Source organism: Alishewanella maricola (assembly GCF_016343785.1).
GTDB lineage: Bacteria > Pseudomonadota > Gammaproteobacteria > Enterobacterales > Alteromonadaceae > Alishewanella > Alishewanella maricola.
Map to the genome: position 1 here is coordinate 242,952 of NZ_JAEINI020000004.1, position 15,945 is coordinate 258,896.

The 15,945-nt window shown below is 44.2% G+C and carries 14 protein-coding genes; 8 read left to right on the top strand and 6 right to left on the bottom strand.

Annotation, left to right across the window (positions count from 1 at the left end; genetic code table 11):
* Positions 1-118 precede the first annotated feature (118 nt).
* The 3 genes from JAO78_RS08230 (at position 119) to JAO78_RS08240 (ending at position 4,301) form a co-directional block, all read left to right on the top strand.
* A complete protein-coding gene (locus JAO78_RS08230) occupies positions 119-712 on the top strand; it encodes a TetR/AcrR family transcriptional regulator (RefSeq protein WP_226750893.1) in 594 nt (197 codons plus the stop codon).
* A gap of 484 nt (positions 713-1,196) precedes the next feature.
* Positions 1,197-1,658, top strand: coding sequence for a response regulator (locus tag JAO78_RS08235; RefSeq protein WP_226750894.1), 462 nt, complete (start codon positions 1,197-1,199; stop codon positions 1,656-1,658).
* Between the two features lie 51 nt (positions 1,659-1,709).
* The gene (locus JAO78_RS08240) at positions 1,710-4,301 is read left to right on the top strand and encodes an ATP-binding protein (RefSeq protein WP_226750895.1); all 2,592 of its coding nucleotides are present in this window, start codon (positions 1,710-1,712) and stop codon (positions 4,299-4,301) included.
* A 116-nt stretch (positions 4,302-4,417) separates the two neighbouring features.
* Here the strand turns inward: JAO78_RS08240 and JAO78_RS08245 are convergent, their stop codons facing one another.
* From JAO78_RS08245 to JAO78_RS08260, 4 genes are all read right to left on the bottom strand, one after another.
* A complete protein-coding gene (locus JAO78_RS08245; protein ID WP_226750896.1) occupies positions 4,418-6,598 on the bottom strand; it encodes an EAL domain-containing protein in 2,181 nt (726 codons plus the stop codon).
* A gap of 311 nt (positions 6,599-6,909) precedes the next feature.
* A complete protein-coding gene (locus JAO78_RS08250; protein WP_226750897.1) occupies positions 6,910-7,347 on the bottom strand; it encodes an OsmC family protein in 438 nt (145 codons plus the stop codon).
* Between the two features lie 115 nt (positions 7,348-7,462).
* Positions 7,463-8,500, bottom strand: coding sequence for a glycosyltransferase family protein (locus tag JAO78_RS08255; RefSeq protein ID WP_226750898.1), 1,038 nt, complete (start codon positions 8,498-8,500; stop codon positions 7,463-7,465).
* A 14-nt stretch (positions 8,501-8,514) separates the two neighbouring features.
* Entirely contained in the window at positions 8,515-9,051 is a 537-nt protein-coding gene (locus JAO78_RS08260) for a phosphatase PAP2 family protein (protein ID WP_226750899.1), read from the bottom strand.
* Between the two features lie 218 nt (positions 9,052-9,269).
* On the opposite strand from JAO78_RS08260, the gene JAO78_RS08265 reads away from it, so the two are divergent.
* Both JAO78_RS08265 and JAO78_RS08270 read left to right on the top strand, forming a co-directional pair.
* Positions 9,270-11,102 carry a DNA recombination protein RmuC gene (locus tag JAO78_RS08265; RefSeq protein WP_226750900.1) on the top strand — a complete coding sequence of 611 codons (1,833 nt, stop codon included), beginning with the start codon at positions 9,270-9,272 and terminating at the stop codon, positions 11,100-11,102.
* Positions 11,103-11,340: 238 nt separating this feature from the next.
* Positions 11,341-11,658 carry a hypothetical protein gene (locus JAO78_RS08270; protein ID WP_226750901.1) on the top strand — a complete coding sequence of 106 codons (318 nt, stop codon included), beginning with the start codon at positions 11,341-11,343 and terminating at the stop codon, positions 11,656-11,658.
* A gap of 123 nt (positions 11,659-11,781) precedes the next feature.
* On the opposite strand, the gene JAO78_RS08275 is transcribed toward JAO78_RS08270, so the two are convergent.
* Entirely contained in the window at positions 11,782-13,164 is a 1,383-nt protein-coding gene (locus JAO78_RS08275; protein WP_226750902.1) for a histidine kinase dimerization/phospho-acceptor domain-containing protein, read from the bottom strand.
* A 212-nt stretch (positions 13,165-13,376) separates the two neighbouring features.
* Entirely contained in the window at positions 13,377-14,084 is a 708-nt protein-coding gene (locus JAO78_RS08280) for a phosphatase PAP2 family protein (RefSeq protein ID WP_226750903.1), read from the bottom strand.
* 274 nt (positions 14,085-14,358) lie between these two features.
* Here JAO78_RS08280 and JAO78_RS16850 point away from each other — a divergent pair, with 274 nt between their 5' ends.
* The 3 genes from JAO78_RS16850 to JAO78_RS08295 all read left to right on the top strand — a co-directional run bounded on the left by JAO78_RS16850 (position 14,359) and on the right by JAO78_RS08295 (position 15,899).
* Positions 14,359-14,505 (top strand): DUF1840 family protein, encoded by a 147-nt coding sequence (locus tag JAO78_RS16850; protein ID WP_226750904.1) that lies wholly within the window; start codon positions 14,359-14,361, stop codon positions 14,503-14,505.
* A gap of 268 nt (positions 14,506-14,773) precedes the next feature.
* Positions 14,774-14,983 carry a cold-shock protein gene (locus JAO78_RS08290; protein ID WP_226750905.1) on the top strand — a complete coding sequence of 70 codons (210 nt, stop codon included), beginning with the start codon at positions 14,774-14,776 and terminating at the stop codon, positions 14,981-14,983.
* A 223-nt stretch (positions 14,984-15,206) separates the two neighbouring features.
* Positions 15,207-15,899, top strand: a complete 693-nt coding sequence (locus tag JAO78_RS08295) for an alpha/beta fold hydrolase (RefSeq protein ID WP_439647505.1) — start codon at positions 15,207-15,209, stop codon at positions 15,897-15,899.
* Positions 15,900-15,945 lie beyond the last annotated feature (46 nt).

A 15,945-nucleotide genomic window follows, 5' to 3' on the forward strand; every position in this document is an offset into this window, starting at 1 on the left:
ATATCGTAAGTCGGCGAGACGGTAAATGTTAATTTACTTGGTAACGCAGGCGAGGTACTATAAAGCAAGTTGAGCATGTGTTCAAAATTATTTTTTACCTGTTTAAGACGAGGGCAAGATGGCCAATTCGATAAAATTTGACCGCGCCGAGGTGATCAGCAAAGCGCAACAATTGTTTTGGCAGCGCGGTTTTAATGGAACCTCGATGCGAGATCTGTTGGATGCGGTAAATTTACGACCAGGCAGCTTGTATGCCAGTTTTGGTGATAAAGAAAGCGTGTATCACGAAGCATTATTACATTATGCAGAAAAAGGGCAGCAGGCCCTTGCATCAGTACAAGCGCAACATCAGCCTGCGTTGGAAACGTTAAAACGGTTTGTCCGTTCGCAAGTGCTCGGTTCGCAGCATGAACCAAGCCAAGTGTGTATGTTAGTAAAAACAGTGGCCGAATTAAGCGCAGAAGGCTCGGCCTTAGCCGAATTGGCTAAAACGCTATTGCAAAATATTGAATTCGCTTTTAAAACATTACTTGAGCAGGCGGTTGCAGAGGGCGCTGCGCTTTCTGCGCCACCTGAACGTTTAAGCCGCACTTTACAGGCGCAAATTATTGGTCTTAAAACCTATGCTCAGCTCAAACCCGAGCCTGCTGTGTTAGAGGCAATGGTAGACGACATTTTAGCGGGTATTGAAAAACCACCAGCTGTAAATTGAACCGCTGCGTGTTGCTTTTTGACCGAGTCTCCTGCCACAATTTGTTCGCCTGAAGATTATTTAGGCTATAGTTACGTTTGGCATGGTGCAAGTTAGGGGCACAATTTTTTTAGCTCGCTGACGGGCTTTAGCACTTAATACGAGTTATCCATTTGCTTAATATTAGTAACTCAGCCAAAAACTGCCTGCAACGCCTTTGCCGATATGGTGTGCGGATTTAAATACTTACGCTGCAAAACAGCCGCTTTCGACAACAGCAATAACGATGGCCGTGCAACGATGTTTTTCACAGATCATTAATTGGTTAAGTGTATTAACTGTTGCTAGTGACATAGCCGCTGAATAAGGGGTTTATCAATCACTACCGTGAAGTATTAGGGCGGCATAGGCAAATTTATACTATAAAAAAGTTTGCATGAACTTGGGCAGTGGCGGTTAACTTTTTAGCATTTTATTTAAAAAGGACAAGCATAAGCTTAATCACATGGATAAAAAACGCGCGATGACATCTCCTGATACAACTTCAGATAATGCCGTGGCTGCAGTAACAGCATCGACAGCATTGGCAACAGACTCTTTACGTTTTGTTTTAGTGGATGATGAAGTGCAATTCATTGAAACCTTCGCCAAGTTACTGCATCATCAAGGTCACGTAGTTCATGTTTTTCACAGTGGTTCTGCTGCTTTGCAGTTTCTAGCCAAACAGTCGTATGAGATTGATATATTAGTTACCGACTATGAAATGCCCTACATGGATGGGCTCAGTTTAACTCAGCGCATCCGTTCGCTTGGAGTAAAGGCGTTGATAGCCGTTATGACGGCTTTTGCGCAAGAGGATGATGAAGCAAAGTTCTTGCAAGCAGGCGCTGATGTTGTTCTGATTAAACCCATTAAAGTCGCGCAATTTTTAGCTAAGGTCGCTGAGCGCAGGCAATTGGGTAATTAAAGCCTCACTCTGCTGCTGCGTTTCTTCATGTTTTAACTGAATAGGCTTTATATGGACAAGCTTGAACCCGTAACCTTATCTAATTGCGACCAAGAACCTATTCACATTCCTGACGCGATCCAACCTTTTGCTTGGTTATTTATCTTAGACGAGGCACATTTCATCCAAGGCGTATCTGACAATTTTTTAAAGCAGATGCGATTGGATACCGCGCAAGTACTCGGACAACCCTTTTCTGCCTTAGCCTGTTTTAAGTTGGTTAATTTAGCCGCATTAAATCAAATACTCAGTATTGATCAGCAAGCCTATCATATACGCAGTCATGCCTTAACCGATAAACCCCACTGGCAAGCGGTAGAAATAGAAGCGGTTGTTGCAACCTCGGGCAGTAGCCAAGATGCCCAAAGCCAAGCACAACATCTTATTGCTCAGCTATTACCTTGTAAAAGCAGTTCTGATTTATTTAATACTTTGTTGGTGATGCTGCGTGATTATATTGGTTTTGATCGCTGCATGGTTTATCAGTTTGATGAACAATGGAATGGCTCTGTTGTTGCCGAAGCCAAAAGCCCGGAGCTGGACTCTTTTTTAGGCTTACATTTCCCCGCATCAGATATTCCAATTCAAGCGCGAGTCCTTTATCAAAAAAAGTTAACGCGGTTAATTGCCGATGTAAACTATACCCCAGTACCCCTGTTGCTGGCGCCAACTGTTGATTTTGCCATTGATATGACAGACATTGATGCTCGGGCGATCTCAGCGAGGCATATCCAATATTTACAAAATATGGGTGTACAAGCCACTTTAGTGATCTCACTCATTGTAAATGGCAAGCTTTGGGGCTTAGTGGCGTGTCATCATTATAGTGGTGCGCATTATTTGAACCATGAGACACGGTTGTCCTGCGAAACCATTGCCTTAATGAGTGCGTTGTTTATTGAACGCATAGAAGCCAAAGTGCTGTTTAATAAAAACCGCACCTTGCGCCGAGCGTTAACCATCGGGGATATTCAAAAATTTATCGATAACCCTAAGGCCCATCAGCACATTTCTAGCAAGATTTTAGCGTTAACACGGGCGGATGGGGGAGCTTGGTTTGATGGTACTCAGCTAAGAGGTTTTGGCAGCAGTTTAACCACAGAAGCGTTTTTAGCATTACAAGCCACATTACAATCTAACCCTGATACTGTGATCTTTATTGATTCACTGAACGCTCTACTGCCGCCAGAGCAGCGGCAAACCGATGTCGCTGGGGTGTGTGTCATCCGATTAATCGCTGAAGATCCCTGTGTTGAACAAGCACCTTGTTTGCTGTTATGTCGGAAAGAAGCCATCACGCAGATTAATTGGGCGGGTAATCCCTACGAGAAAAACCTCGCCGATGCGCAGCAACAGCCCTATTTATCGCCCAGGCGTTCTTTCTCTGTTTGGACAGAAGAAATGAAAGATCGCTGTGAAGATTGGTCTTGGCTTGATAAGTCGTTGATTGAAGAGCTGCAAGTATTGCTGCTAGAAGCGCACTTATTACAAATTAAATTGCAACGTCATCATGAGTTAAAAGTAATTGCCGATGGCAGTGATATTGGCGTTTGGAGCTTAGATACCGAGTCTGGTACCTTGTATTGGAGCGATCGGATGTTCGAGATTTATGGTGTCGATGCCGAGCATTTTGATGGTCAATACCAGAGTTGGAGTGCCTGTATTGTTGAAAGCGACATAGAAAATACGCGACTCGCGTTTGAGCGTGCGATACACCAGCAACAGACCTTTCAACATTCCTTTCGGATCAATCATCCGAAAAAAGGCATTCGTACTATTCGGGCGCATGCTGATATGTTGTTAGCAGAGAATGGTTTAGTGAGAAAAGTGATTGGTACCAATGTGGATATCACGGAAGAAATTGCTAAAAATAAGGCTATTCAGCTGTCATTAGATGCCTCAACCAAGCAAGCCCGCTTGGTGTCGTTAGGGGAGCTTGCCGCAACTATCGGCCATGAAATTAATAACCCGTTAGCGATTATTTTATCCAGTTTAGAATTACAACAAATTGCATTCGAAGAGCAACCCCCTGCCATAGCGGATGCTATGGAAACCAATAAACGAGCCATGACCGCTGCCGAACGTATCATGAAAATCGTCTCAGGATTAAATAGCTTATCGCGAAACTCGCCGCTAGAAAATAAACAGGCGCAATGCGATTTACCTGCGGTGGTGCAAGAGGTTGCAGAAATGATGGATCAATTACTACATAAAAACGGCGTGGTGATCCAAGCCACTGTTACGGCGACGGAGCACTGCGCCGCCATCGATACTACCGCCATCCAACAAGTGCTGATTAACCTGATTAACAATGCCAAAGATGCGATGGCGGGATATGCCGAAAAACTCATCCGTTTAACGCATTGGCATGATGAGCATTATGCCTACGTTGCGGTGCAGGATCATGGTACCGGTATTACTGATGAAACGAAGGCCCGTTTGTTCACGCCATTTTTCACTACGAAAAAACGCGGTGAAGGCACCGGTTTAGGGCTTTCAATTGTACGCTCATTATTAGTTGAAGTGAAAGGCGACATTTTGCTTGAGACAAGCTTAGGGCAGGGTACCACCTTTACGGTAAAAATTCCGCTGTGTGGTCAATAACGGCTGCGGTTATCGGGTACCGCTCGTTATATCGCATGTATTAGGGTTAAATGTATCCAGCGCTTTGACCGATCAAGCGAGTTTTCATGTCTGTTTAATGTGTTAAGCTTTGAGCATTAATCAGGGGTTAATAAGCGATTAGCTTTACTCTCAGAGTTAATATGCATCATAACATCGGCTTTGTGATACAGCTGCTGTAAACTCATGGGTTTTGCAGCATTTGAGATAGCCGAGCCATAAGAAAATGCAATGGCAGGTAATTTAGCCGAGTTATGTTTTTTAAAACCAATGGTATCGCGTAGCCTTTGAATAAGCTGTTCTACATCGATGTCATGATTACTGATCATGACCACGATAAACTCGTCCAAGCCTAAACGGGCAATTAAATCTGACTCACGAAAAGTCGATTTTAAATCGTTAGCGAACTCTTGCAGTACTTCTTCACCCGTGAGGCGACCGTATTGCTGATTAATGTCGTTAAAGCCATTTAAATCAAAATACAGCATTAAATAAGTTAAGCCTTCTTTACGGCACAACTCGTTTAGCAGCATCGCCCGTTTCTCAAAAGATTTGCGATCCATCAACCCAGTGATCGGATCCGCATGCGAGTTTGCTGATTCTTGCAACTCAATAGTGACTAATTCAGCTAAGCTTTTTAGCAGTGCGCTGTCTTTTGCGGAGAATTCTCTCGGTTTATTGTCGATAATGCAAAGTGTGCCTAAGGATTCTCCTTCAGATACCGTAACCGGGTAACCGGCGTAGAAACGAATATGGGGAGAGCCTGTGACTAAGATATTGCCCTTAAAGCGTTCGTCTTGTTGCGCATCTGGCACAATAAAAGTATGTTGCTCACGGATGGTATGATCACAAAAGGCCACTGAGCGAGGCGTTTCTTTTAAATCAGTACCTTTGCGAGATTTAAACCATTGTCTGTTTGTATCGATCAACGAAAATACACTGATCGGCACGTTAAATAAACGGGCTGCGAGACGGGTGATCCGATCGAAGCGCTCTTCTTCGGGCGAATCCAGTAATTCATAGGCTTTTAAAATGGCGATCCGCTTCTCTTCCGAGGCCTGAGTATTCTGTTCAATCCACGCGGTCACTTGGTCTGCCGCCATGGGCCTGGCAATAAAGTAGCCTTGGGCATTATCGGCATTCATTCTTTTTAGCAATGCCAGTGTAGCCTCATCTTCAATGCCTTCGGCGGTAACTTTTAAACCTAAGCGGTGCGCTAGTTCAATGGTGGCATTGATGACTATTTTTGATTCTTCCGCATCTAAAGCGGTCATGGTAAAAGAACGGTCAATTTTTAATTCGGAAAAGGGCAAGCGCACTAATTGCAGCATTGACGAAAATCCCGTACCAAAGTCATCAATAGATAACCTGAACCCTTTTAAACGTAGCCGAGTGAGAAGATCCATCGATAATATAGGATCTTCCATTGCCGCTGTTTCAGTCAGTTCTAAGATCACTTGGCTCGGGCTAATATTAAGTTCCACGCACAGGTTGGCTAATTCCGACACCATGTGGTTTTGTTGTAATGAGCAAGCAGAAATATTTAGAGACAGCGTCAGTTTGTTTTTGTGTTCTTTGCTCAGCAACGTGCAATGCTGCATCAGTTCGCTGAACCAGGTAAGCGCTTGTTTAAAGATGAGTAAGGTTAAAGCGTCAATTAGGTTGTGGTTTTCTGCTATCTTGATAAATACATCAGGGCTAATAAACCCCAGTTCATCATCTTGCCAACGCGCCAATACCTCAAAGCCTTTAATTTGATGGGTTCGGCATTTTATAATGGGCTGCACAGCAAAGGTGATAATGTTGTGCTCAATGGCATGCATTAATTTATTTTTTATAGCGTTAACATCGTAGGCCTGTTGCTGCTGCAATACGTTTTTTAACGCATGTTTATTATCGTTGTGCAGCGGCTCGTGCAGCACATCGCGTATTTGTTTAACATAAAAAGGCTTGGGTAAAATACCGATAATATTTAACCCTCGCGCCTTGGCTGAACGAGCTGCCGCTTCGATTATGCGTTCACTGACACCACTACAGATAACAATTTTACTTTGATTGCCCTTATCGGCTAACGCATTCAGAATTTGTACGCCATCCATCGTCGGCATATTCAAATCTATTATAATGTTATTAGGAAGCCAGTTATCTAACAGGTTTTGGAAAGTCAGGTAATCCGTGGTATATCGAACAGTAAAACCGTCTTTTTTAGCCACATCGGCTATGGTTTTGCAGATTAATTCGTCATCGTCGAGAATCAATAATCTTTTTTCAATCCGCATAACGGCCTTTTATTTTAATCAGATTTAAAGAATGCAATGAGAGTATGTATTCAGAAGTGATTGAAAACCATCCAATATTTAGCATAATGCCGAAAATAGCCAGTAATTCTTTGACAGTATAGCCTGTATTCGCGCTAAATGTCGGTATTAGTTTTGCTGTTAAAGTTATTGTTAAAAACAACGATCGCGAATGTGCGTGCCTAAGTAAATCGTGACATCAATCAATTTTTTATGAGCTTTTGCAGCACGAAGCAGTGAAAAAGTAAGCGGCCACCGAAGCTCAGCGACAGGTGGCCATAAAGTGGCTATTTCTAAGCTAAACTATGCACTACAATCGTGCTGTGGGTTAAATTGTCATGCAATGGGCAACGTTGACAGATTTCATCTAAAAACTGTTGTTTTTGTTCATCGGTTAAATCGGCATCGATCACGGCACTGATGCGGATCTCCGTAAAACCCACTCGATCATCAGTGGTTTTGCCAAGCAAGCCGGCAGGATTGTAATCACCATCCACTTTTACTTGCATGCTGCGCAAGGTGATTTTTTGTTGAAAGGCCGCGATCCGACCAATGGTGCCGATACAGGCTCCCACCGTAAATAACAACATTTGCAACGGCGTAGGGCCCAAGCCAGTACCTTTAGCGGCAACCGGTTGGTCGATAACAACCGTGTGCCCATCCATGACACCGCTAATGGCAAAGCCCGCATCCATGTTGGCATTAACAGAAACCGTTCTAAGTTCACTCATTGGTATTGCCCTTAAATTAGTATTTTATTAGATTAAGCTAATCTTAGCAGCAAACTGGCTAGGCCACCTGTTCTAGATCAACTTTTATGCGGGTTTAAGCTAAGTATCACCGCGTCTATTCGTTCTGTTGCCAAGCTTGGCGTACAACATCTGATACGGGGCGAACACAGCCTTGTTTAAGCCATTGCGCTACAGCGGGCAGGGGATCAGGGAAAGCATAAGGTTGAGCAGCTTCTTGTTGTAACCAAGTAACTAAGACGTTGGCCGTAAAGTCAGAGAACACACTTGCTTTGGCCATATTTGCTAAGGTATAGGCATTATAGGCTTGTTCGATTTGCCCCTTTAATGGCTTGATCAGCAGTTTTTTACCAGCGCGCAGAGCTTCGCTGCATAGGCCAAAACCACTGTTACAAATAACACCGCTAGCGTGGTGTAAATCAAGCGGAAAAGCTTGTCGGGAGAATGGCAGTAGTTTGACATTTTCATCTTGGTAAGGCGCCTTAATGTCGGTGTAGAGTTTAAATTGCCAAACTGGGTATTGCTTTAGCCAAGCTAAAACTTGTGTAAGTTGTTCAAAAGGTAAATACACCAAGATAAAGGGTTCAAAGCTAGCAAAGTTAGCAGGCTGATTAAAAACGGCCGGTGCGGACAATAATGGCGGCAGCAGATCCGGATAATCAGGTTGCCAATGCACACCTAGATAGTGTTGAGCAGGTGCAAAAACACTGACAGCGGCTTTTAACCAGCTTACCGACTGCTTGCCCGCCAGCGGATGACGCAAAGCATACTGCCGAGCTAAACCCACTGATAAAATACCTTGGCGCTTGGCGGCCCAGGCACTCACCGGCTCAAAATCTGTTAGCACCAGATCATAAGCACTAACATCGAGCTGACGCACATCTTTTATAAACTGCAGAGGCTTTAATTGGCGTAACGTGCTTAACGGCTGTACCCTGCCATTACGGCTACTAAAGGTAAAGCCGTTAGCCCAGGCATAGTCTTTAAACATCGCCATATCAAACAGTTGTGCTTCAGAGCGGCCACTGAATAAAAAGTCTACCTCGATGCCTTGTTGCTGTAATGCCGGTAACAAGGCACGCGCACGGGTGATATGTCCATTTCCGGTTGCCTGCACTCCATAGAGTATTTTCATCGGGTTTAGTGTCTTTATATTACAACAAGCTGGCTGCCCAGCAGCAGTAGGGCAATAGCCGAGCCTAACGCTGCACCGGCAAGTATGTCTGTTAGGTAATGCACACCTAAAAGCACTCTGGATAGGCCAATGCCACTTGCCAGCAATAAATAATAGGGTGTAAACGCTGGATAAAAGGCCGCCAGCAACCAAGCAAACAGAAAGGCTGCAGCCGTGTGGCCAGAGGGAAAGCTAAAACGATCAGAGGGACGAATTGCCGGTGTCCAACCATGCTGGACGGCACCGCGAGGGCGTTCGCGCTGAATGACATTTTTTAGTAACAAGTACAAGGGTAATTCGATGGCAAAAGCCAATAAGCAGGTTTGAAAAAACAGCTGACCTTGGTGTTGCTCAAACTGCCAAATTAATAACGCACAAAGTAAATACAAGGGGCCATCGCCACAGCGAGATAAGGCCAAGCTGAGCTTTTTTATCGACGGCATTTGGCCAACCAAGTTAACGCGAAAGAACAGCTGATTATCTAATAAACTTAATTTTTGTCGTGTATTCATCTGTTTTATCTCTGGCGAAATCTGCAGCTATTACAGGTGCTGAAGATGACACTAAGGTGAAAACCAAATGAAGCCTTTATGACAGCTTGAACGCAAAGGCGTGCTGGTGGCTATTTTTCCCGACATATTTTAACGGCGAAGCTGCATTTACAGTGTGATTGCTTTATAGTTTGATGGTATTGGGATCTTCGACAAGCCCTGAATTTTAAGGATAAATCATGCTTTCTTTGCAGTGGACACCCGAGTTAATTGTTGTTTTGAGCACAAGTGCGTTTTTGTTAGCGTTAATCAGTTTTTTAGTAGCAAAAACTCTTTTTGCTCGAAAAAATGCGGAATTAGCCACGCAATTAATGAATGAGCGCACTGCACTGGGGCAACTTCATGCCCAGCATCAGCAGCTACAAACCACGCTTAGACAACAAGAGTTAGCTGCCCACCAACAGGAATTAACACAAAGCCGGTTACACGCGCAATTACAGCATGCGGAACAGAACGAAAAACGGATAGTTAGCGAGGCGAGTGAGCAAAAACAACAGCTTAGCTTATTGCGTGCAGATCTTGATAAGCTAAGACAAGTTTTACATAACAGCGAAAAACAGCTTGAAGCGGCACAGGCAGAGGGCCGGGCACAGCGTGAAATGGCCACAGAGTTACGTCAGCGGTTAATGCACACTCAGCAAGAATTACAAGAGGAGCGAGAGCGAGTCAGTGTGTTAAAAGCCGAGTTATCACTAGAAGGCAAAAAAGCCAAAGCGGCAGAAGTGGCCGAGCAAGAAACGCGTTTGCAGTTACAAGACATGAAAGCCAGCTTGAGCCAAGCCGCCGACAAGCATGACGTACTGCAACAGCAATTAAGCCAATTAAATCGGGCTTATACGCAACTGCAAACCGAGCAAGCTGAACGCGAAGCCAGCCATGCGCGCGAGGTTGCCAATTTTACGGCACAAAAACATAGCCTTGCAGAGCAATTTAAAGTGTTGTCGAACGATATTTTAGAAGCGAAAACCAAATCTTTGCAGGAGAGCAGTAAGCTGTCATTAAGTGCGGTGATGAGTCCGTTTCAACAATCGATTGATAGCTTTAAAAAAGAAGTGCAAGAAATTCATCATCGTGAAACCACACAGCAAGGTGAATTACGCAAAGAGCTCGCCTCATTAAAAGAGCTAAATCAAAAAATCACCACCGAAGCCCATGAGCTTTCTACCGCGTTACGTGGACAGAAAAAACTGCAAGGTAATTGGGGTGAGTTGGTGCTAGAGAATGTGTTGGATCGCTCTGGCTTGCAGCTAGGTACCGATTACAAACGCGAAGTGAGTTTCAGCACCAGTGAAGGGCGACAGCGGCCTGATGCGGTGGTCTATTTACCGCAGGGTAAACACCTTATTATTGATGCCAAAGTATCGCTGAATGCTTATACCCGCTATGTGAATAGTGTGGATGACATTGAGCGGGCACAAGCTTTAAAAGAGCACGTTAGCGCAGTAGCTAGCCGCATTAAAGAACTGGCTGATCGCGATTACTACAAGTTACCGGGTCTGAATTCACCCGAAATGGTGTTTATGTTTATTCCGATAGAGTCAGCTTTTGTTGAAGCGTTAAAAGCAGACGAAAGCTTATTTCAGCAGGCTATCGAAAACAATGTGCTGGTCGCGACACCGACCACCTTATTAACCAGCTTGAACATTGTGCGTCAGCTGTGGCGCTATGAAGATCAAAACAAACATACGGCGGCACTGGCGAGTAAAGCTGAGGCCGTTTTTAAAAAGCTGAATACTTTTTTAAGCAGTTTTGAAAAGATTAAAAAAGGCTTAGATACCGCAACTGAGGCCTACAGCACCGCTGAAAATCAACTGGTCAGTGGCAAAGGTAACTTGGTGAAACAGGTGGGTGAGTTTAAAAATCTTGCTCCGGCGATAAAAGCTGAACTGCCCAGTTATTTTGTTGAAAAAGCCGCGTTAGAAATTGATTTTATCACCCCCGACACCGCGGGCGAGGCACCTCAAGCCACGCTATTACGTGATGATACGGTAGTCGAGTTTTCAAACTCATAAACCGGCGCTATTGCCGGCGATAATCGGGTTTAGCGCTATAAGGCTAAACCCGCCCAAACGTGGTAACAGGCATGCAGAGTAAAGCAGTTGCGACATGATTATTCTCATTGCCTAGCAGCCCTTCAACTGGGCTAAGCCAACCAAGCAAAACCACTTCGCTAAACCAACTGGGCTTGTAAAGCCGGCTGACTCAGGCTATAACCAGCCAATAATGTTATGAGCTGTGTGGAGTATCAACATGAGCAAATTTTTAAGCCTGATTTTTATCTGTTTAACGTTTCAAAGCATCGCTTCTGAGGCGCAACCCGCAAAACAGCAGAATGATGAACGCATCCAAATGATGATCGTCGCCAAAGCGACGGGGATGTGTGATGCCCTTAGCCAAATTATTACGTTTCAACAAACCCATAAAATGCCGGGTTCTGATCAATTCGTGATCCGCTTTCTGAATGACGAAGCTGCACGGTTAAACAAAAGCTTAGATGATTATATGGCGCAATGTGCTGCGGTATCTGAGCAATACCATCGCTACATGAATGAACTGGGATTTCGTTAGTCGATAACCAGGCCCTTAGCACGGTTGGCTGAGGGCTTAATTAATCCTATTGCAGCAGATAAACCGTTTTCGCTGCTAAGCGTTATTGGTTAGCTTCTGCTAGGGCTATTAAGCCTTGGTAGATCACTCTTTAAGAGGGAACGTTAACGTCACGTTAAAGTTATCCGCCGCAAGCTGATAGCTAATATTGGCGTGATGTAACTCGACAATCCGCATCACAATAGATAAACCTAGCCCACTGCCGTTGATAGATTGATGTTTCGGATCGCGATAAAATCGCTCACCCATGCGGTTAACATCGGGTTTAATTTGCGATGGGTTGATGATAGAAATAACCAATGCATTGTCGTGATTTTTAGCGGCGTTTACGCTAACTTTCTGCTCCGGCTCTGCATACTTAGCTGCATTTTCGAGTAAATTTTTAAATACAATACTCAGTAAAAACGGTTCGCCGTAAATATTCAATGCGGGGTCTAAAGTAAGCTGCCATTCTGTGCTTTCTAAAAGCGGCAGCGGTAATGCGGCTAAACTGTTGTTCAGCAGTTGCGACAACGGCGTGTGACTGCAAGCGGTATCGGCAATCCGCTCTACGCGGCTAAGCTGTAATAATTGATTCACCAGATGGGTCATTTTCTTACTGCCAAGTAAGATCGACTCTGCCGCTTGTTTGATTTCTTCGGGTGTTTTCGCATCCAATAAGTTGGCACAGTGCAGCTGCAAAATACTGAGAGGGGTTCTCAATTCGTGCGCGGCGTCAGCGGTAAAACGCTTTTCTTGATGTAAAAAATGGGCAACGCGATGGATCAACTGATTAATCGCCAGCTTAATCGGTTGTAACTCGGCCGGTTGTGCCAAGGTAATTTCGGTTAATTGTTCAGGCGATTTGGCCGCCACTAGCCGTGCGAGTTGTTTTAATGGTAATAGCACCCATTTAATGACAATGTAAATTAGAATACTTAAAGGCAGTAGCAACACTAAAATGGGTCTAATTTGCGCTAAGGCAAGATGACCACTGATTTCTTCGCGCACATCTTCTCGCTGCGCCGTCACTACCCAGGTATCTTGCTCCGGTAAATACAACACAAAGCTGATCCATAATTCATCTTGATAAAACAATTCATGGAAACCTTCGTTTTTAACCAAAGGCGGAAAGCTTAAGGTATTTTCCGATTCCATCAGCAATTTGTCATGTTGCCAAACCTGAAAGGCTAGCTTGCGTTCATATTTATGGGCGGAATATTGCCGTTGTTGCGCGGCGGTTTGGTTTTCGCCGCTGTCAATAATGTTCGGTACGGCGATGATGATAGGTAACGCGGTGTCTTCAAACGAAATGTTATGCAACAAGGCACTTACCAAGCGAGCATTTCGCGCTAATTGGGCATCGTAAATCTCATCTAACTCATGCAGCGCATTATTGTAAGAAATATAAGCGGTGATACTTAAACTGACAAAAATAATGCTGTTGATCACCAACAACAACCAAAATTTGATACTGTTAAACTGCATAACGACGCTTCAACATAGAGCCTACACCATTGATAGTGATAAATAAGAAGGCAGGTTTTTACTGCACAAAAGTAGTTGCTGTAATTGCTTTGGTTAGATGCGTTTTGGGCTAATTAAGCATGGCTGTTTCAGCCTGATAACGCAATGTTTTCGTTCAATCTTTCCACGTTTTGTTAAGGCCAACCGCAGCATGTCAACCTCAGGGGGCTAAGTTAGCTTGTATGAGCAACCCATGAGGTTTCGGTTTTAAAAAAGAGCATAAAGCAAAATCGAGAACAGCCTAGACAAAGTAGTAGAGTGGTTAAATCATGCGACAAAAAGTGAGCTCCACGTAATTGCTGCGCCATACCCAAAACACTGCCCGCCACTAGCCCTAAGGCTAAGCCAGAAAAGCGCCAAGTGGGCGCGGTTTTATCAAAGAAAAAATACAGTGCCACCCAAGCAAAACCGACACTAGCATGGCCCGCAGGAAAACAACGGTGGTAGGGTAAAAAAGACGGTTTTATTTGCAAGTAATGTATATAAGGCTCGCTGCCACCAAAGGCCAATAAATCCCAGGGACAGGCCACGTTGGTGATGGTTTTAAGGTAGGCGACAATAAAAAAAGAGGTCGCCAAGGATAGGCTCAACGCAGCGTAAGCCCGCGCTTTTGTTGGATAACGTGTTGCTTGTAAACCATAATATAAGGTGGTGAGTAGCACAGCCAAAACCAGAATATAATTCAGGCTTCTGGCACCCTCATGCAAAACGGTTTGGGTGAGCCAGTGTTCGCGTAATAGCCATTGCTGCCCTTCCAGCGAATACAAAAAACGGGCAAACCATAAATCACCACCGGCATAATCCAATACCGCCATGATGACGGCATAAGCTACGAGTAGCCCAAGCATAGTGCGATTTAAGAAAAACTGACGAACCAACATACTATCTCTCACCCTATATAGTCGAACAAAGGCTATTTACGTAGCGCTAAACCGAAGTGACATGCTTTGGCAATTAAACCCATCGCCGCGTTAAACCAAATTAGCATGCCACTGCGTTAATAAGCGCAAATACAAACTGAGCATTAACGGCAAAAGTGCTACTTAGCAGACATTATCGTGATGTTTTCTTAAGTAAGGCTTAATTTAAGCCCAGCGCTGATGACTTGAATGCGACTGTTTAAAGGGCGTTAAGGGGCATTTTTTAATAACTGAATTGGCAAATGGCAAAACATGCAACAAGCTGGCTGAGATTACCAAAGACGAGGTCACACCTGTGCCACTGGCCACTCGAGCAAAGCCTCTATTGAAATTGTTGGCGGCGGTAAAGCAGGCTAATACTTATGTCATGTGGCAGGCTTAAGGCCAAGCTTGTTAAATTCTCTAGTCGTGGGCTTTAATCTTTATTTACAACAGATTTAAAATTTATTTTTATTTTTTTATAGAATATGGTTTGACAGCCCATTTAAAAGCTATACACTACGCAGGCTTATCAGCTTGTTCATTTTTTATGCAAACCTTGAATGTTACTACCGTTAGTATCCCTTCCTGTATTCATAAGCTTAAACATCTCTTGCAGCATTATCGCCTTAACTAAGGCACATTTAATTTAATTAATACAGGTAACTCTTATGTCTACTCCAACTACCGGCATCGTAAAATGGTTTAACGAAGCGAAAGGCTTTGGTTTTATTGAACAGGCTTCAGGCCCAGATGTGTTTGCACACTTCAGCGAAATCTTAAACACAGGCTTTAAAACCTTGCAAGAAGGTCAGCGCGTGCAGTTTACTGTAACAGCCGGCCAAAAAGGCCCACAAGCTTCAAAAATCGCTGTAATGTAATGGCTTAACGCCGTACCTAAGCCAACAAGCTTTGGTTGTAGCGAGGGTTACAATACTAAAAGGTCACTGCCATGCAGCGGCCTTTTTTGCTTTTAGGGCTTTAGCTATCGGTTGGTAGATTGTACAGGGCCGCAGGCTTTGCTTCGATGAGCAACACTAAAGTGTTATGGTGAATATTTCAGCAACTGTTTAGCTTGATGGTGAAAACAACCAGGAGTTAAACATGTATAACAAAAAAACACTGATGGCTTTGTTACTGTTGATGTTCAGCCAAGCGGTAAATGCGGCTTGTGTTGATGCCGTTGTGCTTGTGCACGGCAACACGGCTACCCCCGCCAGTTGGGATAACACTTATACCTACTTACTCAGTAAAGGCTACACCAGCAGTGATATTTACCGACCTAATTGGGGATCGAAAACCTGTGCGGCTTGTAATGACCATAATGGCACCGAGGAAACACCGGTTAGAAATGCTTTGGTGACGGCGTTAAATCAGTCTTGCACCGGTAAAATTGATGTGATTGGCCATTCTATGGGCGCTACCTTGGCCGCTCAGCAAATTGATAAATTGGCCATCGCCTCGCAAGTAAACAGTTTTGTGGGTATAGCGGGGGCTTTTCGGGGCTTATTAAGCTGTGGTGTGTATCCTTACAATGTATGGAATAGTACCTGCGGCAGCAAGGGGTTATCGGTTTCCAGCCCGTTTTTAGATAGCATTTATGGTACGCGCTTTGGTAGTAAGGTGTATTCCATTAAAAGCTATATTGATCAGGTGGTTTGCTCTACCGGCAGTTGCTTAGTGTATGGCATACATAGCAGCAGTATCTGGGGTGAAAACGCCACCTACAACTATAATTTGGGGCATTTTGGCTTACAAACGGACACTGCCGTGCAGCAATATTTGCTAATTAAATAACCGCGTGCTTTTAGCTTTAATTTGCATCATCCAAAGGGTGATGAGA